The organism is Polaribacter gochangensis (genome assembly GCF_046224025.1).
GTDB classification, from domain to species: Bacteria; Bacteroidota; Bacteroidia; order Flavobacteriales; family Flavobacteriaceae; genus Polaribacter; species Polaribacter gochangensis.
The window spans coordinates 25,412-50,010 of the sequence record NZ_JBJXRF010000001.1 but is presented as its reverse complement, the minus strand read 5'-3'; the positions used below and the strand labels follow the sequence as shown (position 1 = coordinate 50,010).

Genomic DNA, 24,599 nt, shown 5'->3' with positions numbered 1-24,599 from the left:
ATACACAATGGGTAAAATAGTTATTTTATTGCTTTTTCAAAAGCATCTTTTCCGCCAACAACAGGAATCGTAATTGAAGTTCCGTTTAAGTCAACAGTTAATTCAGTTCCCGGTTTTGGTAACAAAGTATAGTTGTTATCACTAGAAAAAATCATCAATCCAATTTGTTGTCCTTTTTTAATAATTTGATCATCTGGTTGTAAATCAAATGTCATTTCATAATACTTTCCAGGTTTTAACGGATTACTTTTACGTAATGATTTGTAGTTCTGTAAATCTGCCCAACCACGCGTAATTATATTGTCTGTAATGACTGTTCTTCTTCCTTCATTCCAAGGTAAAGAAACCAACCAAACTGATAAATTTACTGCAGGTTTACTACTCGCGATTTTTACGGTTATTGAAGCCAATCCAGAAATATGAATGTCTTCTTTTAAAGTCGGACTTACATATAATAACCTATGATTTGTATATTCTGCTTGCGCTAAAACTTCCCCAGAAAAAGAATAATTATCTACTAAAGTTTCTTTTATTTTTAAATTTGATTTGTTGGTTGATAAACCTCCAGCTTTTGGAGCACCAGCATTCAAAAATAGCTGAACAGGTTTTGCATCAGGATTAGGATAATCTTTGTACGAAGTTGGGTTATCTCTTTTGTCATTTTCTCTTACAATCCAAGCTTTTGCATCGTTCTCAACACCGTTTTCAATTCCGTGTAAATAATGTGTAAACCAACGATTCATCATTGTCATTGGTGGCGGTCCACCATGTCCATTTTGATGATAAAAAATTTGAGAAGGAATTCCCATTTCTTTTGCTCTTTGATAAATTCTATAACTGTGTTCTGGCATTACATTCCAGTCATTAAATCCGTGCGACATTAACAATGCTGCTTTCATAGGTTTCATGTCATTTAGATAATCTCTTCCTGCCCAAAAATCATTATAATCTCCAGTAATTCTATCCAATCCATTTGCCATTTCTGTATCACGAACAACTTTATTATTACGAGCTCTATTTTCTTCTTTTCCACTATGGATAAAATCATATAAAACATCAATATCTTCACCTAAATATCCACCAGGAGAACGAACCAAACCGTTTGATCTATAATAATGATAATACGAAGTATTTGGTGCAATTGGAATAATTGCTTCCAACCCTTTTACACCAGTAGTTGCTGCAGCTAACGGAATTGTTCCGTTGTAAGAAGTTCCGGTCATTCCCACTTTTCCAGTCGACCAATATGCTATTACTTTTTCATTTCCTTCTCTAGATGTAAAACCTTTTGCTCTTCCACACAACCAATCGATTACAGCTTTTGGAGCTAAAGATTCGTTATCGCCACCAACAGTTGGCGAACCATCTGATAAACCTGTTCCTGGAGATGAAGAATGTACTACGATATATCCTCTTGGAACCCAAGTTCTAATTTGTGAATTTGAAATAATTGGGCGTTTTCCTGTTCTCTTTACTTCGGTGTGATTTCTTGGTTTTGGTTGTTCGCCAAGTTCATGTTTTACATCCCAAAATATTGGTGCGTTTCCTGCGGTTCCAGAATAATACGGACTAGATTCATATACAATTGGTAATTTTAATCCTTCAGTTTCTGTTTGTTTTGGTCTTGTGACAGAAACATGCATTCTGTCTAATTTTCCATCTCCGTCAGAGTCAAATTCTGTTTCTACCCATAAATCGTGACGAAGCCAATCTTTAGGATCTTTAAATGTTTCTACAATTTGTGCTTCTCCGTCTTTAAAAACAGGAACGGTTTTTTCTTGTGCTTGAACTGTAAATCCAACTAGAAACAGTGTAAGTGTTAGAAATTTTATTTTCATAATTATGTTTATTTAAATTGTAATTGTTTATCTGTTATTTTATTTATGCGTAATGTTTTATAATCTCTAAAATAGTTCTGGTACAATTTCCATGGAGTTTTAGAACCTTGCAATGGAAACATGTCCTTATCTCTATGGATATAGCTAGAGTTAAGATTTAATAAAGGTAACGTTTCCATAGCATCATCCATAATTTGTGGAATAACATAAGTGTAGTTTTTTTTCTCCATAAACTTTAAAAGCCGATTGGCATATTCACTTGTTAAATCACTTTTTAGTGTCCAAGAAGCATTTGTGTATCCCGCAAAAAAGATACAATTTGGCAATCCACTTAACATTAAGCCTCGGTATGTTAGTGATTTTGAAATGTCAAATTCTTTACCGTCAATTGTTGCTTTTGCACCTCCAAAAGCTAATAGTTTTAATCCAGTTGCAGAAATGATAATATCAGCTTTTAACTCTTCTCCAGATTTAATTTTAATTCCGTTTTCGGTAAAAGTTTCAATTTGATCAGTAACTATTGATGCTTTTCCTTTTTTGATCGATTTAAACAAATCGCCATCCGGAGCTACACAAAACCGTTGGTCCCAAGGTTTATAATTGGGTGCAAAATGTGGTTCTGCAGAAATAGTTCCTAATTCTTTTTGAGCCCCTTTAATAATCAATTTTCTCATTGTGTTTGGCCACCATTTACAGACATTAAAAAAGATAACTTGTGTTAAAATGTTTTTAAAACGGATGATTTTATGTGCTGCTTTTTTAGGTAATATTTTTTTTAAAAATGCAGCCACTTTATCTTTGTTCGGAAAAGCACCAACGTAAGTTGGAGATCTTTGTAACATGGTAATATGAGCAGTATCATCAGCCATTTTTGGTACAATAGTTACGGCGGTTGCTCCGCTTCCAATAACAACAACTTTTTTACCTTTATAATCTAAATCTTCTGGCCAATGTTGAGGATGAATTACCTTTCCTTTATAATTTTCAATTCCAGGATACTTTGGTGTATATCCATTTTTATAGTTGTAATAACCAGTGCAAATAAATAGAAAATTACACGTGTAGGTTTCTATGGTGTTTGTTTTAGAACTTGTGGTGTTTACTGTCCAAATATTTTTTGTTGTATCAAAATTAACTGATGTAACTTCTGTTTGATATTGAATTTTATCTCGTATTTGATACTCGTCAACAGCTTCATTCAAGTACTTTAAAATTGTTGGAGCATCGGCAAAAGATTTAGAATGATCCCAAGTTTTGAACGAATAGCCAAAAGTATACATGTCAGAATCTGATCGAATACCTGGATATTTAAACAAACTCCATGTTCCGCCAAGTTCTTCTCTAGCTTCTAATATTCTATAGCTTTTTCTTTTATTTTTTCGTTCTAAATGACAAGCTTCACCAATTCCAGACAGTCCACCACCAACTATAATAATATCTGTATGCAGCATTGTTTTATTTTTCTTCTCCAGGGTGATAGGTTGATTTTGCTCTTTTTAAAACATCTTCTCTATAATATGCAACTTCTTTAAATTGTTTGTCAGCATAACGTTGTGATTGATCAGAAAAATGAGGAGACTTTGGATCTCCACTTTGTCCACCAGCCAACATCGTTTTTGCAGTCACTTTATCTCCAAATTCTACCACAGCAACAAAACTATTTCCGGATGTTCCATATTGACGTTTGGTATCTTTTCCGAAGCGCGTTCCGAATGAAGCCAAAGCTCCCCAAGAGCTTGAAGCCATTCCAACTGCTATACTTGGTTTTGCATCGTTAAAATCTTGCTGGATTTTTCCATCATTTCGTTGGTAACGATTAAATTCTCCCCAAGGAGTTTTCCAAGAGCCAAAATCTGCTTTAAGTTTATCTAAACTTTGTTGAAAAATTGCTAAGCGTTCTTTATAGCTAGCAGTTTTACTCATGTATTCAAATCGTCCTAGTCTGCTGATTCTTTTGTTCCCTTCCATACTTGGAATCTTTCCTGAACGGTAATAAGCGTTTAAGTAAAATTGCGTCAAGGTCATTCCTACAGAATTCACACCTACTTTAAAATCCCATTTCTTTAATAAAGCAATTGCTTCTCTTGCTTCTCTACTTTTTACGGGTGATTTTTTTGCTGCTTCTAACAATCCTGTAATCAACATATCAGCTCCTGGTAAATACGGATCGTATGCTAAATCTATTAAAGAATTTAAAGTTAAATCGGATGCTTTTGTAAGCAACGGAATTGCATGAACTCCTCTAAAATTTTCAGGAAAAGAATGCATGTAAGCAGGATAATCTTCTTTTTTAGGGCTGTATTCTAAAGCACTTGTAAACGGAGTAGAATTACAATTCTGTATCCAGCCGTTTGGTGGATTCAACACCATAATATTCTCTTCTAAAGGATGCAAACCTTGCCAATCTGTTTCTGGATTACTTCCATCTACGGGTTTTGTGTAATCGAACTTTTCATTTCTTTTTGGAATAAAATTTCCGTGATAATAAGCAATTGTTCCGTCTGCATCTGCATACACTGTATTGTTTGATGAATTTGTTCTGATATCCATCATTTCATAAAATTCTTTATGATTTGATTTTTTAGTTCTTGTAAAAGATTGTTCCAATGCTTTAATCGGACTCCACATCAAAGCGGTTGTTACCCATTTATCACCGTTTGCATGCGTAATTGGACCATGATGAGTTCTATACGTCATAAAAGATTTCTCTTTGATTCCGTCTTTAGATGAATATTTTAAACTCACTTTAATAGAATCCATTGGTTTAATTTCTTCTCCGTATTTGTACGAAGTTTTAGCACCATTTTTAACTACTGTTTCCTCAAATTCATCAATAATATCTGTTCCTGTTGATGTGTGCATCCAGCCAGTTTTACTGTTAAATCCTTGATAGACAAAAAATTGCCCCCAAGTTACGGCTCCGTAAGCATTTAATCCTTCTTCACTAACCATATGCACTTCGCCTCTAAAAAAGAAAGAAGTATGCGGATTGATCAACAACATTGCTTTTCCAGATTTTGTTTTTGAACCAGCAATTGCAAATCCGTTAGAACCTCTTGGTTCATCATCTTTTAAACGAATTAAACCATCATCAACAATTGCCATTTTAGTATCCTTGTCGTAAAACTCTTTAATTTTTCTAGTAGAAACTCTTTCAATATCTCCACCGATAGAACCTTCACTAAAATACATGGTCATCCAAGGTTCAAAATGTGTAATTAATTTTGGTTTTACTTCTGGATTTTTCGCCAAGTAATAATTCAATCCGTCAGCAAAAGCAACACATAGTTTTTGTAACCAAGCTGGGCTGTTTTCAAAATTTTCTTTGGCTTCTTTTTCGGTCATATATAAACGAGCACGTAAATCGCTATACAACGATTTTTCGCCTTCTATTTCGGCCAATCTACCAATTGCCCATATATAATTTCGCTCTACACGATTAAAATCATCTTCTGCTTGGGCATATAATAATCCGAATACGGCATCTGCATCTGTTTTACCGTAAATATGCGGAACACCAAAATCGTCTCTAATAATTTCTGTGTTTTTTGCGTGTTGTTCCCAACGTTCTTGTTCGGTTAATTCTTTATTGCCTGTGCAGCTTGCAAGAACAATGAATGAGAGTATAAATAATTTTTTCATTTTTTAGTTTTTAAGTACTGTAAATTCTATTGCAGAATCTGTAAATACAGTATGAGTTTGGGTTTTAAAATCTTTTTCGTCTGCTTTGTAAATGTTGTCTACATAAGTTTGCGGATTTAAATCTATCAAAGGAAACCAAGTACTTTGCACTTGAATTTGTAATTTATGTCCTTTTTTAAAAGTGTGAAAAACGTCTTGTAACTTTAAGTTTACAGCTGTTTTTCTATTAGCTACAAAAGGTTCTGGTGTTGAGAAACTATTTCTAAAACGACCACGCATTACTTCGCTACGAACCATTAAGTGATAGTTGCTCATTTTTAAATGCGATTGCATATTTTTATTATTGTTTTTTGCATCTTTTGGGTGCACATCAATTACTTTAACAATCCAATCGGCTGCAGTTCCTGTTGTTGCTACTTTTAGTTTTGCTAAAATATCTCCTGCTAAGGTAAAATCTTCGGTCAATACATCCGTTTCAAAAACCAATACATCTGGTCTTCTTGCAGCAAAACGCTGATCGTCTGTCATGTATTTTCTAGGTGTAAAAACCGTTTTAATATCTTCAGAATACGGAACTGGGCGTTTGACATCACTAATAAATTCAATTCCTTTTGTGCTTTTCTTTGTAGCAGTTAATTTTTGATTTTCTGATAAAAACCAATCTTCTTTTACAGCTTGTTTTGGTGGCCAAACATCAAAAGAACTCCATTCTTTTTTCCCTGAATCATACACATAGGCTTCTGGCAATCCAGAATTTTTATCGCCACTTCCTTTTAAGAAATGATTAAAGAATTTAGATTCTATTTCTTTTTGAAATTTTAACGAAATTGAATCTCCGAAATAATAATTTCCAACAATGTTTTTCACAGAACTTCTAGACCATCCACCGTGATCCCAAGGTCCAAAAACCAAGGTATTGTAATTATTTGGTTGGTGTTTTTCAATTCCTTTATAGGTTTCTAACGGTCCGTATAAATCTTCTGCATCAAATTCTCCACCAACAACCATCGTTGCAACTGTAGCAGGAACCTTATCTAAATGCTGAATGATTCCTTTGCTTTTCCACACTTCATCGTAATTTGGGTGTTCAATAATTTCTTTCCAAAAGAAATCGTCTATTTTGTCGTTATTCTGTGGACTTAAATTATCGACCGTTTCTTTTCTAAAATACTTGTTTAAATTTTTTAACGGACCAGCATCTAAAAAGAATTGATATTGGTCTTGAGAATCCATTGTTGGTAAAGCATACCAAGCTGTATCTGTTGGCGTATCTTTATAAGCGCCAAACAAAGAAACAGCTCTAAAATAACTCAACAAAAAAGCGCCATTATGATGAAAATCATCAAAGAAAAAATCTGCAATTGATGCTTGTGGCGACGCTGCTTTTAAAGCTGGATGCGCATCAATCGTTGAAACTGTTGCGTAATGTCCTGGATATGAAATTCCCCAAGTACCAACTTTACCGTTATTGTTTTCTACATTATTAACCAACCAATCAATAGTGTCATATGTATCAGAAGTTTCATCAGTTTGCGTTCCTGTTTTATTCGGGATGTACGCACGCATATTGTCATAAATACCTTCACTCATCCAGCGTCCACGAACATCTTGATATACAACAATATTTCCTTCTTTCATTAATTGAATGTTCGGTCCAATTTTAGTTTTAAATTTCCCTTCTCCATACGGCGCACAACTATAAGGCGTTCGTTGTAATAAAATTGGATAGGTTTTACTTTGATCTTTAGGAGCGTAAATTACCGTAAATAATTTTGTTCCGTCTCGCATTTCAATGCTAACTTCTTTTTTAGTGTAATTATCTTGAACGTAGTTGTTTGATGTTTTTACTTCATCTTTATTAGTGGTGTTACAACTACTTATAAAAAGAAGAGAAAATAGCGATAAAACCGAGTAGAAAATTTGTTTTTTCATGATATAAGTTTGGATATTAATGAAGTAAATCTACAAAAGAAAAAACATTTAAGAATCATACAATTTAGTTAAATTGAATTTTAATACATTTATCGAATCATAAAATCAATTTTACAATGAAAAAAAGCATTTTTTTATTACTTGTTTTTGCACTATTTGGATGTAAAGATTCAGTTAAAAACGAGATTGAACAGAAAAAATTTCCAGCGTTAAAAGAAGGACGCTACAATGTTGCTTTTTTAATTATGGACGGAACTTTTAATACAGAACTTACTGCTCCGTACGATATTTTTCAACATACCATTTTTAGAGAAGGAATCAAACAAATGAATGTGTTTACAGTTGCAAATACTGATGAAGCAATTACCACTTTTGAAGGAATGCGAATTTTACCAGATTATAATTACCTAAAAGATAGTTTGCCAAAGATTGATATTTTGGTGGTGCCAAGTGCAGAGCATCATCTAGATTCTGATTTAGAAGATACAGCAATGATAGATTTTGTACAACGGGTTGATAAAGAAGCGCAGTTTATTACTTCGCATTGCGATGGCGCTTTTGTTTTGGCAAAAGCAGGAATCTTAAATGGAAAAGTTTCAACAACTTTTCCGAGTGATATTGACCAAATGAGAGCAACTTTTCCAGATTTAGACATTAGAAAAAATGTGCTATTTGTACATGACGGAAAATACATTACTTCTGCTGGTGGCGCAAAATCATTTGAAGCTGCTTTGTATTTATGTGAATATTTATACGGAAAAGAAATTGCAAAAACCTTGGCTGGTGGTTTGGTTATAGATTGGAATCTAGATGATGTTCCGCATTTGGTGGTAAAACAATAAATAATTGTCATTTCGAAATGAAAAACGATTGAGAAATCTACTTACAATAACCTTAAGCAAATAAAAAAGCGACTACTTAAAAGTAATCGCTTTTTTTATATAATTTGGTTTCAGTTTATCCTTTTAACCAAGCTTTTCTTAATTTAGTTTTAGCATTTTCTGCTGGTAAATCTTCTATTGCCAAACCAACTTGTTCAGCTTGAGGAACAATTGCAGTTCCTTCTAAGGTCATCGTTTTTCCGTCTCTTACAATTTCTAAACTAATTTTATCACCAGCTTTCCAAGCAAATGTTTTAACAATAATTGCGTTGGCTGTTTGTAAAGTAAAATCTTCTCCATTCACCTTCTTTAAAACATCATTCTCTTGAACTCCTAATGCAACTAATCCGCTATTTGTTTTCTTTAAAAAGTGAATTTCACGTTTTGCATTTACACCAATAAAAGGTTGGTTGCTGTTATCTATAAGATATCTAGTATTTACAGTTTGTGATTTTTTTACAATTCCTGCTTTCGCAAATAATGCATCATAATCTATTGGAGTAGTTCCTTCTACATGATTTTTAAAAAATTCTCCAACTGCTGGATAGGTCATGGCAACAATTTCTGGAATGATTTCATCATCTTTAAATGGTTTATGGGCACCATATCTTTCAGATAAATCTTTCATTAAATTTAAAATTCCGTAGGTTCCGTTGCTCTCTTCTCTTAAAATAATATCTAAAGACATGCTAATTAATGCTCCTTTCATGTAAACATTGCTGTAGTTTTTAGCATAGGTTGGTTCTAGAATATTTTTACTCATTTCTGTAAAAGACATTGTGTCATCAAAACGTTTAGAAATTGCAATTTTAGATTGCATTTCATTGATAAAATCTTGCTCGGTAATTAACCCTTGATTTACTTGAAATAAGTTTGCAAAATATTCTGTTGTGCCTTCGTACATCCATAAATGTTTCGACATTTTTGGAGTGTTAAAATCAAAAGAATGAATTTCTTCTGAATGCACTGAAAGCGGAGAAACAATATGGAAAAACTCATGAGAAACTGTTCCGTTTATCATTCCGTTTGCCAATTGCTCTTTGGTGTAACTTTCTGGGTACACAACCGTTGTAGAAGATAAATGTTCTAGCGCTCCAAAGCTATTCCATTTATATACTTCTGGGTCAAATAAATACAGTAAAATATTGTATTCATTCGTTGTTTTAAATCCTTTTAAGAAATTAGATTGCGCTTGCACCATTTTCTTTAAATCTGCTTCCATGTCTTTTGCAGAATGCACATTGTTTGGAGAATAAACTGCCATCGTAACTTCAATTCCGTCTACAGTAAAGCTCACATTATTTAACGGAGCATACATAATTGGATTATCAGAAATTTCATCATAACGAGAAGCCACAAAAACATCTTTAGAATTGTCAGTTTTACTTGAGTTCTTGTTGATTAAAGAAGTAGTTTCATATAAATTGGTTGGATGAGAAACCGTAATTGTATAAGGAGTTTCTTTCTTTCCTTTAAAATATCCTACAAAACCAGGAAGATTTAAAAAGAAGTTTTTGCCTTCTTCGATATTGGTTCCTGCCATTACATAAATTCCGTGTTTCAATTCAGAATCAAAAGTGTCATCAACCCAATAAGAAACTTTATCCATTTTTTTAGCGTTGTTTACTTGCCAAGAATTGTCGTCTAATTTCTGAACAGGCATTTCTTTTCCGTCATAATCAAAAGCTTTAAAATCAGAAACAAATCTTCCATAATTACTCATTGCATAGGTTCCTGGAACTATTGCCGGAATGTTATAAACAACTGTTTCTTCTTTGATTTTTTGTGGATTTACCTCAACTTGAACTTTATCATCAACAACATTGTTAAGGTTGATGCCAACTTCAATTAAGTCTTTTTTTACAGCTACATTAGAGGTAGAACAACTACCTAAAAAAGCGATGGTTATAATCGCAATAAATATTTTTTTCATGTTTTTTAAAATTTGGTCAAATATACTAACAAGACGCCCATATTATAAATAAGTAACAGTTCTTTAACAAAAGTTTATTTTTATATAACTCGAAACAAGTGTAAAAATAGTAGAATCAGTTAAAATCTTGTATTTTTGCAGCGCATGAGTGAATTAAGATTAACAGATTGGTTACCAACTACAAATAAGGAGGTAAAATTAAAAGGATGGGAAGCGTTAGATGTAATTCTTTTTAGTGGTGATGCCTATGTAGATCATCCATCTTTTGGACCAGCAGTAATTGGTAGGATTTTAGAATCTTACGGATTACGTGTTGCTATTGTTCCGCAACCAAGTGTACACGATAACTTACAAGATTTCGAAAAACTAGGAAAACCTCGTTTATTTTTTGCGGTTACTGGCGGATGTATGGATCCGATGGTTTCTAATTACACAGCAAGTAAAAGACGAAGAGATAAAGATGCGTATACGCCAAATGGCGACAAAGGTTTTAGACCCGATTATGCAACCTCTGTGTATTCTAAAATATTAAAAGAAAAATTCCCTGAAGTTCCTGTTTTAATTGGCGGAATCGAAGCTTCGTTAAGACGCGTAACGCATTACGATTATTGGTCAGATAAATTATTGCCAACTATTTTAGAAACGTCTAAAGCAGATATGTTGGTATACGGAATGGGAGAACAACCGTTGCGAGAAATTGTAGAGTTATTACAAAAGGGCGTTCCATTTTCGAGTTTAAAAAACATCAAACAAACGGCTGTTTTTGTCAATCAAAAAGAAGAGAAAATCCCTGTTGTAAAAGACTGGGAAGATGTAACCATCAATTCTCATGAAGCATGTTTGGCTGATAAAAAAACATTTGCATCTAACTTTAAAGTGATTGAGCAAGAGTCAAATAAATTAAAAGCAAGAAGAATATTCCAAGAAGTTGGAGAAAATACGTTGGTGATAAATCCGCCATTTCCTACAATGACCGAAAAGGAAATTGATGCTTCTTTTGATTTGCCTTTTACGCGTTTACCGCACCCAAAATATAACAAACGTGGACCAATTCCTGCGTTTGAAATGATTAAGTTTTCTATCAATATTCACCGTGGTTGTTTTGGTGGATGTAGTTTTTGTACGATTTCTGCACATCAAGGAAAATTTATTGCAAGCAGAAGTCAAGAATCTATTTTAAAAGAAATTGATACGGTTGCAAACATGCCAGATTTTAAAGGTTATTTGTCTGATATTGGCGGGCCTTCGGCAAACATGTATCAGATGAAAGGGAAAGTACAATCTATCTGCGATAAATGTGTTGCGCCAAGTTGTATTTCGCCAGTAATCTGTAGCAATTTAGATACGTCTCATAAACCGTTAACGGAATTGTATCAAGCAGTTGATAAACATCCGAAAGTGAAAAAATCGTTTGTTAGTAGCGGAATTCGACACGATATGTTGGTGCCAGAATTTAATAAAAATGCAGATCCAAAAGAATTAGATGCTTTTACAGAAGAGGTAATGACGAATCATGTTTCAGGTCGATTAAAAGTAGCACCAGAACATACTTCTGATCCGGTTTTAAAGCTGATGCGTAAGCCGTCTTTTAAATATTTCCATATGTTTAAAGAACGTTTTGATAGAATTAATATCAAGAAAAAATTAAACTTACAATTAATTCCGTATTTTATATCGAGTCATCCTGCAAGTGAAGTAGAAGACATGGCAAACTTGGCAGCTGAAACAAAAGACATGGGCTTTCAGTTAGAACAAGTACAAGGTTTTACACCAACACCAATGACTGTTGCAACGGTAATTTATTATTCTGGTTATCATCCATACACCTTAAAACCAACGAAAACTCCGAAAACAAAAAAAGAACGAGAAGATCAACATCGTTTTTTCTTTTGGTATAAAAAAGAGAATAAAGATTGGATTAGAAACACACTAAATAAAGTTGGAAGACAAGATTTATTAAAGGTGTTGTTGCCAGATAATAATTCTTGGAAGAAAAACAAAAAAGCAGCAGAAACGAAGAATACGTTTGATGATGCCATCCCTTTTAATCAACGTAAAAAGAAAGTGTATAGAGCTCCAAAAAACAAGAAAAGGAGAAGATAGTTTGTGTTTCGCTAATATTAAGAATGTGATTCTGTTTTAATAATCTAAATCTTGAGTTAGCGAAGTTCCCAAAAAACTCCCTTTAGAAACAAACGGTAATACTGTTCTTAGAAAGATTAAGAAAAGAAAAGATTCTTATTTGTGAATTATTCTTACTTTTAGGTTTGATTATTTAAACAACCAATCTAATGAAACTTACCAAACCTGTTTTTTTACTATTTTTTTCTTTAATCATAAGTAGCGCAGCTCAAGCGCAAGATTATTTTTTTAAAGATAAAGCGCCTTTTAATAAAGTCATTCCAACTCCTGAAGAATTTCTGGGTTATCCAATCGGAGAACAACACACTCGACACGATCAAATCGTTGCGTATTTTTATAAACTCGCAGAAGTATCAGACAGAGCTACCATAGAAGTGTACGGAAAAACACACGAAAACAGAAAGTTGGTGATGCTCACCATTTCTACTAAAAGTAATTTATCAAACTTAGCATCCATAAAACAACAACATTTACAATTTGTAAATCCGAGTTTGAGTCCAAAAAACTACGATGAAGTTCCTGTTTTTATTCAATTAGGATACAATGTTCACGGAAATGAACCATCGAGTTCTGAAGCAGCATTATTAACGGCTTATACGTTGGTTGCATCAAACAATGCTGAAGTAACAAATTACTTAAATAAATCTGTCATTTTTATTGATCCAACGATCAATCCAGACGGAAGAGACCGACATACACAATGGGCAAATCAATTCAAAGCAAAACAATTAGTTTCTGACAATACAGATGCAGAACACAACGAAGCTTGGCCAAGAGGAAGAACAAATCATTATTGGTTTGATTTAAACAGAGATTGGTTATTGGGAGTTCATCCAGAAAGTCAAGGGAAATTAAAATGGATGCACAGTTGGTATCCAAATGTGGTGACAGATTTTCATGAAATGGGAACCAATAGCAATCACTTTTTTGAGCCAATGAAACCAATTGGTTCTTTAGATCCTATTATGCCAAAAGAAAATTACGAAGATTTAAATAATTTATTTGCGCCGTATTTTTCATCTGCGTTGGATAAAATAGGTTCTTTTTATTATACCAAAGAATCGTTTGACGGAACCTATCCTGGTTATGGTTCTTCGTATCCAGATTTACAAGGTGGTTTGGCATTGTTGTTTGAACAAGCAAGTTCTCGCGGACATGTACAAGATACAGATTATGGGAAAATTACTTTTGCGTTTACAATCAGAAACCAATACACTTCTGGTTTTGCAACCATAAAAGCAGCGGTTGAGAATAAAGCGTTTTTAAGAAAATACCAACAAACATTTTTCAAATCTGCAATGACTCAAAAAGCAAAAACGGGTTTTGCAGGATATGAATTTGGAGATGCTTTTGATAAGAACCGTAATAAAGCATTTGTAGAGCAACTATTATCGCACAAAATTAAAGTATATAAAAAAGGAGAGAAATTTGTGGTTCCGCTAAAGCAACCACAACACAGAATGGTGCAAACCATGTTCGAAACGTATTCTAAATATAGCGATAGTGTGTATTATGATGCATCGGCTTGGAGTGTTGCCAATTTCTATAATATGAAATACAAAGGATTGAAATCTGTACGTTTAGGAACAGAAATTACATCTGCAGACGGAATTGTAAATAACGCAAAAATCCTAAGAGCAAACTACGCGTATATAATTGATTGGGACGATTATAATACGCCAGCAGCCTTGTATTATATGCAATCTAAAGGATTAACAGTTGCTTCGGCATTCAAACCTTTTACGATAAACACATCAGACGGAAATAAAAGTTTTAACTACGGAAGTTTATTAATTCCGATTAGTAAACAGAAAAAAACAAGTGCAGAAGTGTATCAAATTGTGTCTGATGCACAAGCCAAATACAATGTTCCAATTTTCGGAACAAATAGTGGTTATAGCATTAAAGGAATTGATTTAGGCTCAAATAATTTTAGAGCGTTGAGCAAGCCAAAAGTTGCCATGTTGATTGGAGAAGGCGTAAATTCTTTAGAGGCAGGAGAAGTTTGGCATTTGTTAGATACAAGAGTAGATATGCCAATCACAAAAATTAGAATGAACAGCTTTGGAAGAGCAAATTTGGATAAGTACAATACCTTAGTTATCGTCTCTGGAAGTTATGCTGAATTGGATTCTGTGCAAAGACAAAAACTAAAAACATGGACGTCTAAAGGAAATACCATTGTTACTATTGCTGGCGGATCTAAATGGTTGATAGACAAAAAAATGGTCAAAGAAAGTTTTACAAAGAAGCCAAAACCGAAATCAAAAGAAATAGTTGAAACGAAAAGATTACCGTATGTGGATGCCGGAGAAAATAGAGGTAGAGATAGAATTGGCGGAATTATTTTAGAAGTAGATTTAGATGTTACGCATCCTTTAGGTTTTGGATATCGTTCTGCTAAAATGCCAGTGTATAAAAATAATATGGTGTTTTTAGCGCCAAGTAAAAATCAGTATGCAACAATTGCAAAGTATTCTGAAAATCCACATATAGATGGATTTATCACCAAAAAGAATATTGATACTTTTATAAAACCATCAGCATCATTAATTGTTAGCCCAATTGGTAGAGGTAGAGCAGTTATGTTTGCTGATAATCCTAATTTTAGAGGTGCTTGGTACGGAACAAATAAATTGTTTTTAAACGCATTGTTTTTTGGAAATCAATTTTAAAATCAAAAAAAACTAACCAACTTAAGTGTATTATCATGACTAAAAAACTAATTCTAATTTTTGCTTTCATTTTTAGCTTGCAAGGATTTTCACAAAAAGAATATTTGGGCGATGGTCCTTATTCACAGTTAATTATTAGAGGTGTAATGTTGATAAATGGTGACGGTTCTCCTCCTCGTGGACCGATGGATATTGTTGTAGAAGACAACAAAATTGTAAGCATGCAAATTGTAGGTTATCCAGGAGTAAAAATCAATGAAAGTAGAAGGCCAAAATTAAAACGAGGAGGAAAAGAATTGGATGCAAATGGCATGTATTTATTACCAGGTTTTATAGACATGCACGGACATATTGGAGGTGCTGCTCAAGGAGCAAGTCCAGAATATGTTTTTAAACTTTGGATGGCTCACGGAATAACTTCTGTTAGACAACCAAGTGGACGAAATGCAATCGGATTAAAAAAACAAAGTGCAGCAAATACAATTGTTGCTCCTAGAATTTTTGAATATACAGGTTTTGGTTCTGGTGCTAAAAAACCAATTACAACTCCAGATGAGGCAATTGCTTGGGTTCGAATGAATGCGAAAAATGGCGCAGACGGAATTAAATTTTTTGGTGCAGAGCCAGAAATTATGGATGCTGCCATCAAAGAAAATAAAAGATTAGGATTAAAATCTACAGCGCATCATGCACAATTAAGTGTTTCACGTTGGAATGTATTGCATTCTGCAAGAGCAGGAATGAACTCTATGGAACATTGGTATGGATTGCCAGAAGCGTTGTTTAATGATAAAACGGTTCAAAATTATCCGGCAGATTATAATTATCAAAATGAACAACATCGTTTTGAACAAGCTGGTAAATTGTGGGCGCAAGCTGCAAAACCGTATTCAGAACATTGGAATAATGTTATGGATGAATTGTTGAGTTTAGACTTTACGCTAGATCCAACGTTTAATATTTACGAAGCAAGTAGAGATCTACAACGCGCTCGTAGAGCAGAATGGCACGAAGATTATACCTTACCTCCTCTATGGAAATTTTACGAACCAAGTAAAATAAGTCATGGAAGTTATTGGCATTATTGGGGAACAGAACAAGAAGTGCAATGGAAAGAAAATTATAGACTTTGGATGACCTTTGTTAATGAATATAAAAATAGAGGAGGTCGAGTTACAGTTGGTACAGATTCAGGATTTATATATCAATTGTATGGTTTTGCGTATGCAAGAGAACTTGAATTATTACGTGAAGCAGGATTTCATCCGTTAGAAATAATTAGAGCTGCTACTTTAAATGGAGCAGAAGCATTGGGTTGGGAAGATAAAATAGGTTCTGTACAAATAGGGAAGTTAGCAGATTTTGTAATTGTTGAAGAAAATCCGTTGGTAAACTTAAAAGTACTTTACGGAACAGGAGCAATTAAGTTAACTGAAGACAATGAGGTAGTTCGAGTTGGTGGTGTTAAATACACGATTAAAGACGGAATCATATACGATGCAAAGCGATTATTAGCTGATGTTAAGAAAATGGTAGATGTAGAAAAAGCTAAAACCAATTGGAAATTAAAACAGCCAGGAATCAAAAATTAAGCACATTTCAAACCAAACAATATGAGAGCAGTTATAAAAAATAGTTTACTATTACTTTGCTTTGTGTTTTTTACAAATGCAACTCCTGTAAATGATGGCTATCCAAAGAACCCAAATATTGATGTCATCAATTACATTTTTAAAATCGAATTGTCTGATACTACAGATGAAATTGTTGTTGACCTTACGGTAGATGTTCGTTTTGTTGGTAAAGATGTTAAAAAAATGAGATTGGATTTGATAAACGCATCCAGTAAACTTGGTAACAAAGGAATGATGGTGAGTAGTGTTTCATCTAATGGAAACGCATTAAAATTTACGCATAACAATGATGAACTATTTATTCATTTGTCAGAACCTTCTAAGAAAAATCAACGAACAAAAATTCAAATTCAATACAAAGGAATTCCTGCAAATGGTTTAAAGATTGCTGATAATATGCACGGAGATCGTACTTTTTTTAGTGACAATTGGCCAAATCGTGGACGTCATTGGTTGGCAACTGTAGATCATCCTTCAGATAAAGCAATGTGTGAGTTTATCATAACTGCGCCAGATCATTATCAGATCGTTTCAAATGGGTTGAAAATTGAAGAAACAAATTTAGACGATAATAAACGCCTTACGCATTGGAAACAATCTGTACCAATCGCTTCTTGGTTGTATGTATTGGGAGCTGCAGATTTTGCGGTGCAATATGTGGATGAGTTTGATGGAAAATCAATTCAGACTTGGGTTTTTAAACAAGATAGAGATGCTGGTTTTTATGATTTTGCTATTCCAACAAAAAAAACCTTAGAATTTTATAGCGAATATGTTGGGCCGTTTTCATACGAGAAATTAGCAAACATTCAATCGAATAGTGTAAGTGGAGGAATGGAAGCAGCATCGGCAATTTTGTATAGCGCCAGTTCTGTAAAAGGAGATCGAAATACACGTTGGAGAAATGTTGTGATTCATGAAATTGCACATCAATGGTTTGGGAATGCTGTGACAGAATATGATTGGGATGATATCTGGTTGAGTGAAGGTTTTGCAACCTATTTTACATTGTTGTTTATTGAGCATGAATACGGACGTGATGAATTTGTAGAGGGATTAAAATCGAGTCAGATAAGAGTAGATGATTTTTATCAAAAGAACCCAAAATACACCATTATTCATGACAATTTAAAAGACATGAAAGATGTGACGAGTTCTCAAACGTATCAAAAGGGAAGTTGGATTTTACACATGTTGCGTGGAATGATTGGAACGGATACTTTTTGGAAAGGCATAAAAACATATTATAAAGAACACCAAGATTTAAATGCGACTACAGCTGATTTTAAACGCGTGATGGAAGAAGTTTCAGGAAGAGATTTAACCGTTTTTTTTGAACAATGGTTGTATAAACCAGGAACTTTAAATTTAAAAGGAAACTGGAAGTACAATAAAAGAAAAAGTGAAATAACAGTAGCATTAAATCAAGTACAAAAAGATGGAAGCATTTTTGAAATGCCGCTAGAAATTGAAATCGATTTTGGAAATAACAAAAAACAAGTAGAGGTTATTCAAATCAAAGGAAAGTCAAATAGCTTTCAACTAAAAGTAACTTCTGAGCCAAAAAACATTGTGGTTGATCCCAATTTGTGGGTGTTAAAAACGGTGGATTTTAAGAAGAAATAAAAAACTAATTAGGTAAAAAAATATTTTTATTAGCAGCAGATCTTGTTCTCTTGTATTGGAGGGCAAGGAATAGTCCCGTAAGAGCAAAATACACAGCAATCTCCTTCTTTTGGTTTTAGAACTGTTTTACAACTTTCACATTCGTAAAAAAACTGACAAGCGGTAGTTGGCATATCTTCTACTTTTTTATGCCCGCATTTTGGACAAGTAATTTCTGATTTTAATTGAATTTCCATTCCTTTTATTTTTTATCTATTACTTTATATCCTGTTAAATTTATTACTTTTTCTATCTCTTCTTCATTGGTTTTGGTTTTGTCAAATGCAATGATTGCATTCCCATTTTCGTAGGACGCTTTTGAGTCTACAATTCCGTTGAGTTTATTTACTTCGTGATGAACATGAACTTCACAACTCGCACAAGTCATTCCACTGATTTTAAATTCCGTTGTTTTAATGTTTGATTTGTCAACTACAATGAGTTGCTTTTTTGTGTTTGGATAAAAAATTCCAGAATAGTATGGGAAAGCCAACATCACAATTGAAAATACAGTTATAATACCTAAAATGGTTTTTGACTGCATAAATTTTGGTTTTTTTTCTGCCTCACATTCGCAGTTAATTTCTTTTCGAAGTTTTAGTTTTTGATACCAGGCAAAACCAAGAACTAAAATTGTCAATCCGATTAGATAAGGTCTAAAAGGTTCTATCCAAGAAAATGTTGAGGCAATTCCGCTTGTTCCTGCGATTAGAGCTAAAACTGGCGTAATACAACATAATGAAGCTGTAATTGCAGTTAACAAACCTGCGCCGATTAATTTGTTCTCACGTTTCATTTTTTAACTTTTAAATATCAAAACTATATTAAGTTAAGAGTATTATTAATCACAGACTTTACAATCTTCTTTCTCTTGAAGCTCGCCAACGAGCTTTCCATCATCATTTAAAACATAACCACAACAATCCATAAAACCTTGTGCAATTAATTTTCGAGCACGCTGAATTTGAGATTTTGTTGTTGGTAAACTTTGTTTTAATTGATCGGCAACTTCTTGTTGTTTCAACCCTTTAATATCTGATAAAAAGATTGGATCTCTATATTTTTTTGGCAAGCTTTGTAAAATACCACGCAAACAATCTTTTTCTGTATGCTCGTCTTCTGCTAAAATTGTTTCAGCTTCAAAATTAGCAATTTCAAAAGTTTGATTGGTAGATTTCCAATAATCTAAAATGGAATTCCGTGCAACAGTAAAGCACCAAGCTTTTAGTTTCTTAATGTCTTTTAACGTGTGTAATTTCGTGTGGATTTTAATAAAAGTATCTTGTAAAATATCATCAGCAATAGCAACATCTTTTACTTTGCTGATGATAAATCTTTTTAAATCTTCAGAATAGGTGGTCCAAACTTGCTGTGTAGTCATTGAGAATTATTTATAATTCGAAAAAGCTGAACTTGTTTCAGGTTCTCATCATCAAATGTTGTGTCTTAAAATGTCATTGCGAAAGAGGTACGATTGAAGCAATCTTTCAAATTGATGAGATTGCCACGTCATACTTCCTCGCAATGACATTATTTTAAATTAACAATTACAATTGTTACAAGAACAATTTTCGCAAGTGCAATTAGAACAACTTCCTGTTTTGCAACCTTCGCAATTACAAGTACATTCATTTTTATTTTTCATGATAGTATGTTTTAAATTCACTTAATAGACAAAAAAGGTACAAAAAAGATGCAGTTATTTAGAGAAATATTTTGTTAATTCTTTTCTGACAGGAATTGGCTTGATGGGAGAAATATTTGTGCCTCCAGTGTTTCCAAGTGGAACCCAAATGATTGTAAATAGCAATGAAGCAATCATTCTTAAAACTTGTCCAATCATTTCTTTACCATTGTTGGTTTTTATTCCGAATACAAACATCCAATAATGACTAATTGTATGTCGCCAAACATGTTTTTGTCCTAAAATGTGCGCATTCTCAAAATGATAAAAAGCAATTGCATTATCTTTCAGTTTTAACGCTTCTTTTCCTAATTGGAGTTGTTTGTAGAATTCGGTTTTTAAAAGTGGAGTTGACATATTGTTTTTAAACAATAGACTTCAAAAAAATAAAATAGACGCAAAAAAAATCCGATAGTAAACTATCGGATTTTTAAATTATCAAAAGGCATTGCCTTTTACATATTCCTTCTATATTGCCCACCAACTTTAAACAACGCTTCCGTAATTTGTCCTAAAGAACAAAACTTGGTTGCTTCCATTAGTTTGTCAAATAAGTTTTCATTTTTAATGGCAGCTTCTTGTAAAATTGCCAATTGCGTTACAACTTTATTAGGATTTGCTTTGTTCAATAACTCTTTCGTCTGTATTTGATATTGTTTTTCCTCTTCAGTTGCTCTAATTACTTCCGCAGGTTGTACTGTCGGAGAACCTTTAGAACTCAAAAAGGTATTTACACCAATAATTGGAAATTCTCCATTGTGTTTCAACGTTTCGTAGTACAAACTTTCTTCTTGTATTTTAGAACGTTGATACATCGTTTCCATTGCACCTAAAACACCGCCACGTTCGGTAATTCTATCAAATTCTGTTAAAACAGCTTCTTCTACTAAATCAGTCAATTCTTCAATAATAAATGCTCCTTGAATCGGATTTTCATTCTTCGTCAATCCCAATTCTTTGTTGATGATTAACTGAATTGCCATCGCTCTACGAACAGATTCTTCAGTCGGTGTTGTAATCGCTTCATCGTAGGCATTGGTGTGTAAAGAATTACAGTTGTCATTAATTGCATACAGCGCTTGTAATGTTGTACGGATATCATTAAAATCAATTTCCTGCGCGTGTAGAGAACGTCCAGAAGTTTGAATGTGATACTTTAACATTTGTGCTCTCGGATTTGCTCCGTATTTATATTTCATGGCTTTTGCCCAAATCTTACGAGCAACTCTACCAATTACAGAATATTCTGGGTCAATTCCGTTTGAGAAAAAGAACGATAAATTCGGTCCGAATTTATTAATGTCCATACCTCTCGATAAATAATATTCTACATAGGTAAATCCGTTTGATAAAGTCAACGCTAATTGTGTAATTGGGTTTGCGCCAGCTTCTGCAATATGATATCCAGAAATAGAAACCGAATAAAAGTTACGCACTTGCTTTTCTATAAAATATTCTTGTACATCGCCCATCAATCGCAACGCAAATTCTGTAGAAAAAATACAGGTATTTTGTGCTTGATCTTCTTTTAAAATATCTGCTTGTACTGTTCCTCTAACTTGACTTAACGTTTCCGTTTTTATTTGTTGATACACATCCGCAGGTAAAATCATGTCACCAGTTAAACCTAATAACATCAAACCTAATCCGTTGTTTCCTTCAGGTAAATCTCCTTGATAAACTGGTCTGTCTAATCCTTTTGAATCGTAAATCTCTTTAAATTTCGCTTCTACTTGTTTTTCTAACTTGTGCTCTTTAATATATTTCTCACAATTCTGATCAATGGCTGCATTCATAAAGAAACCTAACAACATCGGCGCTGGTCCGTTAATCGTCATCGAAACAGAAGTCATTGCGTGACTTAAATCAAAACCAGAATATAATTTCTTAGCATCATCTAAACAGCAAATTGAAACTCCTGCATTACCAATTTTACCGTAAATATCTGGTCTAACGCCAGGATCATTTCCGTATAAAGTAACCGAATCAAAAGCCGTTGATAAACGCTTTGCATCCATTCCTAAACTCACATAATGGAAACGTCTGTTGGTTCTTTCTGGCCCTCCTTCTCCTGCAAACATTCTTGTTGGGTCTTCTCCAGTTCTTTTAAACGGATACAATCCTGATGCAAAAGGAAACTCTCCTGGAACGTTTTCTTGTAAATTCCAACGTAATAAATCGCCCCAAGCTTCATATTTTGGTAAACTAATCTTAGGTATTTTCGAATGTGAAAGCGATTCGCTGTGTGTTTCTATATTGATTTCTTTTCCACGAACTTTAAAGGTGTACATTGGGTTTTTATACTTCTGTACTTTCTCTTTCCAGTTTAAAATGATTTCCCAGTTTAAAGGATCGAAGTTTAGTTTTACTTTCTCGAACTGTGCTAAAAGTAGCTTAATAAATTCTTTGTCATCTCGAGCGGAATCAAGAGAGAGTATCTCATCTTCATTCAGTCCAGTTTTTATAATTTCTACAGACGAATTTGTAATTGATTCTATCGTTTGATAAATTCCATATAATTTTTGAGCAACCACAACTTGATCATCTACTTTTTTGTCATAAGCTCTATTGCTTTCAGATATTTCTGATAAATAACGAACTCTACTTGGCGGAATCACAAAGATTTTTTCAGACATTTCTTTGGTGATCTCCATGTTGGTTTTTAAATCAACTCCAGTTTTTTCAACCAATGTATCCATAATACGTTTGTACAACGTATTCATTCCTGGATCGTTAAACTGTGAAGCGATGGTTCCAAATATAGGCATGTCATCCATATGAACATCCCATAAATGATTGTTGCGCATGTATTGTTTTTTTACATCGCGAATGGCATCTAAAGCACCACGTTTATCAAACTTATTGATGGCAACTAAATCAGCAAAATCTAACATATCGATTTTTTCTAATTGTGTTGCAGCTCCAAATTCTGGAGTCATCACATATAAAGAAGTATCAGAATGTTCTATAATTTCTGTGTCGGATTGTCCAATTCCAGAGGTTTCTAAAATGATTAAATCAAACTCAGCGGCTTTTAAAACTTCAATCGCTTCATTGACATATTTTGATAAGGCTAAATTAGATTGACGCGTTGCTAACGAACGCATATACACTCTAGAATCGTTGATGGCATTCATGCGAATACGGTCTCCTAAAAGTGCGCCTCCAGTTTTTCTTTTTGATGGATCAACAGAAATCAATCCGACTGTTTTTTCTGGAAAATCAATTAAAAACCGACGAACCAATTCATCTACTAATGAAGATTTTCCTGCGCCACCAGTTCCTGTAATTCCTAAAACCGGGGTTTTAGAATCTTTATTTTTTATGTGGATTGCATCTAAAGTATCTTTAGCAACTTCAGGAAAGTTTTCTGCAGAAGAAATAATTCTGGCAATACTACCTACATCTTTTTTGGCTAAATCGTTTAGGTCAACTTTCAAAACATCACCGATAGCATAATCAGATTGTTTTACCAAGTCATTTATCATTCCTTGTAAACCTAATTCGCGACCATCATCAGGAGCATAAATTCGTGTAATTCCGTAATCCATCAATTCCTTGATTTCTTCAGGTAGAATTACACCGCCACCGCCGCCAAAGATTTTAATATGTTCAGCGCCTTTTTCTTTTAGTAAGTCGTACATGTATTTAAAATACTCGTTATGTCCGCCTTGATATGAAGTCATTGCAATAGCATTTGCATCTTCTTGTATGGCGCAGTTTACAACTTCTTCAACACTTCTATCATGACCTAAATGAATTACTTCTACGCCAGTAGATTGAATAATTCGTCTCATAATATTTATTGCTGCGTCGTGTCCATCAAATAATGATGCTGCGGTTACAATTCTTACTTTATGTATTGGTTTATAAGGTGCTATTTGTTCCATTCGTAGTGTATCTAGTTTTTTGCGAGCGCAATTTACGGAATTCTTAAAAAATAATTTGATTCTTTGCTAATTTTTAAAATTTAGATAGTTGTTTTGGTATGTTTTTTGCTTATTCTCTTTTGATAACTTTAAATATATTCCAATGAAAAAACTTACAATATTATTTCTAATAACTTCTTTTTTTGTTTCGTGTAGTAGTGTAAGGGTGGTTACAGATTTTGATTCAAAAACAGATTTTAAGAGTTATAAAACATTTGCCTTCTACAAAACAGGAATAGACAAAGCAAAAATTTCTGATATTGATAAGCGTAGAATATTAAAAGCAATTGAAGTGGAATTACTTGCAAAAGGATTTAAGAAATCAGAGAATCCAGACATGTTGGTGAGTATTTTTGCAAAGTCAAGAAAAAATATCCAAGTAGATTCTAGAGTAAATTATCCTTATGGGTATTGGTATCCATCGTATTATTATGGAAGAGAAAGACTTCGAGTAACAAAACAAACAGCAGGAACTTTGTTTATTGATTTTATTGATGTAGAAAACAAAAAATTAATTTGGCAAGGAATTGGATCTGGAGCATTAGGCGCAAAAACAGGCGCAAAGAAAGCAGAGAGGATTCAAACATTTGTAAAAGAAATTATGAGTAAATATCCACCAGAGAAAAAGAAGTAAAAATTAAATG

General features: G+C 33.5%; 16 protein-coding genes. 6 read left to right on the top strand and 10 right to left on the bottom strand.

Annotated features, from left to right (window positions below; genetic code table 11):
* Positions 1 to 20: 20 nt before the first annotated feature.
* The 4 genes from ACEWL1_RS00240 to ACEWL1_RS00225 are packed head-to-tail and all read right to left on the bottom strand — an operon-like array spanning position 21 to position 7,412.
* A complete protein-coding gene (locus ACEWL1_RS00240) occupies positions 21 to 1,838 on the bottom strand; it encodes a Xaa-Pro dipeptidyl-peptidase (RefSeq protein WP_409231282.1) in 1,818 nt (605 codons plus the stop codon).
* A gap of 8 nt (positions 1,839 to 1,846) precedes the next feature.
* Entirely contained in the window at positions 1,847 to 3,289 is a 1,443-nt protein-coding gene (locus tag ACEWL1_RS00235) for a flavin-containing monooxygenase (protein WP_409231281.1), read from the bottom strand.
* A 4-nt stretch (positions 3,290 to 3,293) separates the two neighbouring features.
* Positions 3,294 to 5,480, bottom strand: coding sequence for an acylase (locus ACEWL1_RS00230; RefSeq protein WP_409231280.1), 2,187 nt, complete (start codon positions 5,478 to 5,480; stop codon positions 3,294 to 3,296).
* A gap of 3 nt (positions 5,481 to 5,483) precedes the next feature.
* Positions 5,484 to 7,412 carry a CocE/NonD family hydrolase gene (locus ACEWL1_RS00225; RefSeq protein WP_409231279.1) on the bottom strand — a complete coding sequence of 643 codons (1,929 nt, stop codon included), beginning with the start codon at positions 7,410 to 7,412 and terminating at the stop codon, positions 5,484 to 5,486.
* A 116-nt stretch (positions 7,413 to 7,528) separates the two neighbouring features.
* On the opposite strand from ACEWL1_RS00225, the gene ACEWL1_RS00220 reads away from it, so the two are divergent.
* The gene (locus ACEWL1_RS00220; protein ID WP_409231278.1) at positions 7,529 to 8,254 is read left to right on the top strand and encodes a DJ-1/PfpI family protein; all 726 of its coding nucleotides are present in this window, start codon (positions 7,529 to 7,531) and stop codon (positions 8,252 to 8,254) included.
* Between the two features lie 115 nt (positions 8,255 to 8,369).
* Here the strand turns inward: ACEWL1_RS00220 and ACEWL1_RS00215 are convergent, their stop codons facing one another.
* Positions 8,370 to 10,226: a M61 family metallopeptidase gene (locus tag ACEWL1_RS00215; RefSeq protein ID WP_409231277.1), complete on the bottom strand. Its 1,857-nt coding sequence runs from the start codon at positions 10,224 to 10,226 to the stop codon at positions 8,370 to 8,372.
* Between the two features lie 144 nt (positions 10,227 to 10,370).
* Between ACEWL1_RS00215 and ACEWL1_RS00210 the strand changes: the two genes are divergently transcribed.
* The 4 genes from ACEWL1_RS00210 to ACEWL1_RS00195 all read left to right on the top strand — a co-directional run bounded on the left by ACEWL1_RS00210 (position 10,371) and on the right by ACEWL1_RS00195 (position 18,303).
* On the top strand, positions 10,371 to 12,329 hold the full coding sequence (locus ACEWL1_RS00210) for a YgiQ family radical SAM protein (protein WP_409231276.1): 1,959 nt from the start codon (positions 10,371 to 10,373) through the stop codon (positions 12,327 to 12,329).
* 188 nt (positions 12,330 to 12,517) lie between these two features.
* A complete protein-coding gene (locus ACEWL1_RS00205) occupies positions 12,518 to 15,043 on the top strand; it encodes a M14 family zinc carboxypeptidase (protein WP_409231275.1) in 2,526 nt (841 codons plus the stop codon).
* A 35-nt stretch (positions 15,044 to 15,078) separates the two neighbouring features.
* Positions 15,079 to 16,635, top strand: coding sequence for an amidohydrolase family protein (locus tag ACEWL1_RS00200; RefSeq protein ID WP_409231274.1), 1,557 nt, complete (start codon positions 15,079 to 15,081; stop codon positions 16,633 to 16,635).
* Positions 16,636 to 16,656: 21 nt separating this feature from the next.
* Complete coding sequence (locus tag ACEWL1_RS00195; RefSeq protein WP_409231273.1) at positions 16,657 to 18,303, top strand: M1 family metallopeptidase; 1,647 nt, start codon at positions 16,657 to 16,659, stop codon at positions 18,301 to 18,303.
* 29 nt (positions 18,304 to 18,332) lie between these two features.
* On the opposite strand, the gene ACEWL1_RS00190 is transcribed toward ACEWL1_RS00195, so the two are convergent.
* The 5 genes from ACEWL1_RS00190 to ACEWL1_RS00170 all read right to left on the bottom strand — a co-directional run bounded on the left by ACEWL1_RS00190 (position 18,333) and on the right by ACEWL1_RS00170 (position 23,916).
* Positions 18,333 to 18,539, bottom strand: coding sequence for a GDCCVxC domain-containing (seleno)protein (locus ACEWL1_RS00190; protein ID WP_409231272.1), 207 nt, complete (start codon positions 18,537 to 18,539; stop codon positions 18,333 to 18,335).
* Between the two features lie 5 nt (positions 18,540 to 18,544).
* Positions 18,545 to 19,138 (bottom strand): mercuric transport protein MerTP, encoded by a 594-nt coding sequence (merTP, locus tag ACEWL1_RS00185; protein ID WP_409231271.1) that lies wholly within the window; start codon positions 19,136 to 19,138, stop codon positions 18,545 to 18,547.
* A gap of 45 nt (positions 19,139 to 19,183) precedes the next feature.
* Positions 19,184 to 19,723, bottom strand: coding sequence for a sigma-70 family RNA polymerase sigma factor (locus ACEWL1_RS00180; protein ID WP_409231270.1), 540 nt, complete (start codon positions 19,721 to 19,723; stop codon positions 19,184 to 19,186).
* 318 nt (positions 19,724 to 20,041) lie between these two features.
* On the bottom strand, positions 20,042 to 20,383 hold the full coding sequence (locus ACEWL1_RS00175) for a DUF3703 domain-containing protein (protein ID WP_409231269.1): 342 nt from the start codon (positions 20,381 to 20,383) through the stop codon (positions 20,042 to 20,044).
* A 98-nt stretch (positions 20,384 to 20,481) separates the two neighbouring features.
* Positions 20,482 to 23,916, bottom strand: coding sequence for a methylmalonyl-CoA mutase family protein (locus tag ACEWL1_RS00170; RefSeq protein WP_409231268.1), 3,435 nt, complete (start codon positions 23,914 to 23,916; stop codon positions 20,482 to 20,484).
* A gap of 142 nt (positions 23,917 to 24,058) precedes the next feature.
* On the opposite strand from ACEWL1_RS00170, the gene ACEWL1_RS00165 reads away from it, so the two are divergent.
* The gene (locus ACEWL1_RS00165) at positions 24,059 to 24,589 is read left to right on the top strand and encodes a DUF4136 domain-containing protein (protein WP_409231267.1); all 531 of its coding nucleotides are present in this window, start codon (positions 24,059 to 24,061) and stop codon (positions 24,587 to 24,589) included.
* The last annotated feature ends 10 nt before the right edge of the window (positions 24,590 to 24,599 follow it).

Coding starts and splice junctions, on each gene's coding strand:
- ACEWL1_RS00175 (WP_409231269.1), bottom strand. CDS start 20,383: ATGTCAACTCCACTTTTAAAAACCGAATTCTACAAACAACTCCAATTA.
- ACEWL1_RS00170 (WP_409231268.1), bottom strand. CDS start 23,916: ATGGAACAAATAGCACCTTATAAACCAATACATAAAGTAAGAATTGTA.
- ACEWL1_RS00205 (WP_409231275.1), top strand. CDS start 12,518: ATGAAACTTACCAAACCTGTTTTTTTACTATTTTTTTCTTTAATCATA.
- ACEWL1_RS00180 (WP_409231270.1), bottom strand. CDS start 19,723: ATGACTACACAGCAAGTTTGGACCACCTATTCTGAAGATTTAAAAAGA.
- ACEWL1_RS00225 (WP_409231279.1), bottom strand. CDS start 7,412: ATGAAAAAACAAATTTTCTACTCGGTTTTATCGCTATTTTCTCTTCTT.
- ACEWL1_RS00215 (WP_409231277.1), bottom strand. CDS start 10,226: ATGAAAAAAATATTTATTGCGATTATAACCATCGCTTTTTTAGGTAGT.
- ACEWL1_RS00165 (WP_409231267.1), top strand. CDS start 24,059: ATGAAAAAACTTACAATATTATTTCTAATAACTTCTTTTTTTGTTTCG.
- ACEWL1_RS00210 (WP_409231276.1), top strand. CDS start 10,371: ATGAGTGAATTAAGATTAACAGATTGGTTACCAACTACAAATAAGGAG.
- ACEWL1_RS00220 (WP_409231278.1), top strand. CDS start 7,529: ATGAAAAAAAGCATTTTTTTATTACTTGTTTTTGCACTATTTGGATGT.
- ACEWL1_RS00235 (WP_409231281.1), bottom strand. CDS start 3,289: ATGCTGCATACAGATATTATTATAGTTGGTGGTGGACTGTCTGGAATT.
- ACEWL1_RS00230 (WP_409231280.1), bottom strand. CDS start 5,480: ATGAAAAAATTATTTATACTCTCATTCATTGTTCTTGCAAGCTGCACA.
- ACEWL1_RS00240 (WP_409231282.1), bottom strand. CDS start 1,838: ATGAAAATAAAATTTCTAACACTTACACTGTTTCTAGTTGGATTTACA.
- merTP (WP_409231271.1), bottom strand. CDS start 19,138: ATGAAACGTGAGAACAAATTAATCGGCGCAGGTTTGTTAACTGCAATT.
- ACEWL1_RS00190 (WP_409231272.1), bottom strand. CDS start 18,539: ATGGAAATTCAATTAAAATCAGAAATTACTTGTCCAAAATGCGGGCAT.
- ACEWL1_RS00200 (WP_409231274.1), top strand. CDS start 15,079: ATGACTAAAAAACTAATTCTAATTTTTGCTTTCATTTTTAGCTTGCAA.
- ACEWL1_RS00195 (WP_409231273.1), top strand. CDS start 16,657: ATGAGAGCAGTTATAAAAAATAGTTTACTATTACTTTGCTTTGTGTTT.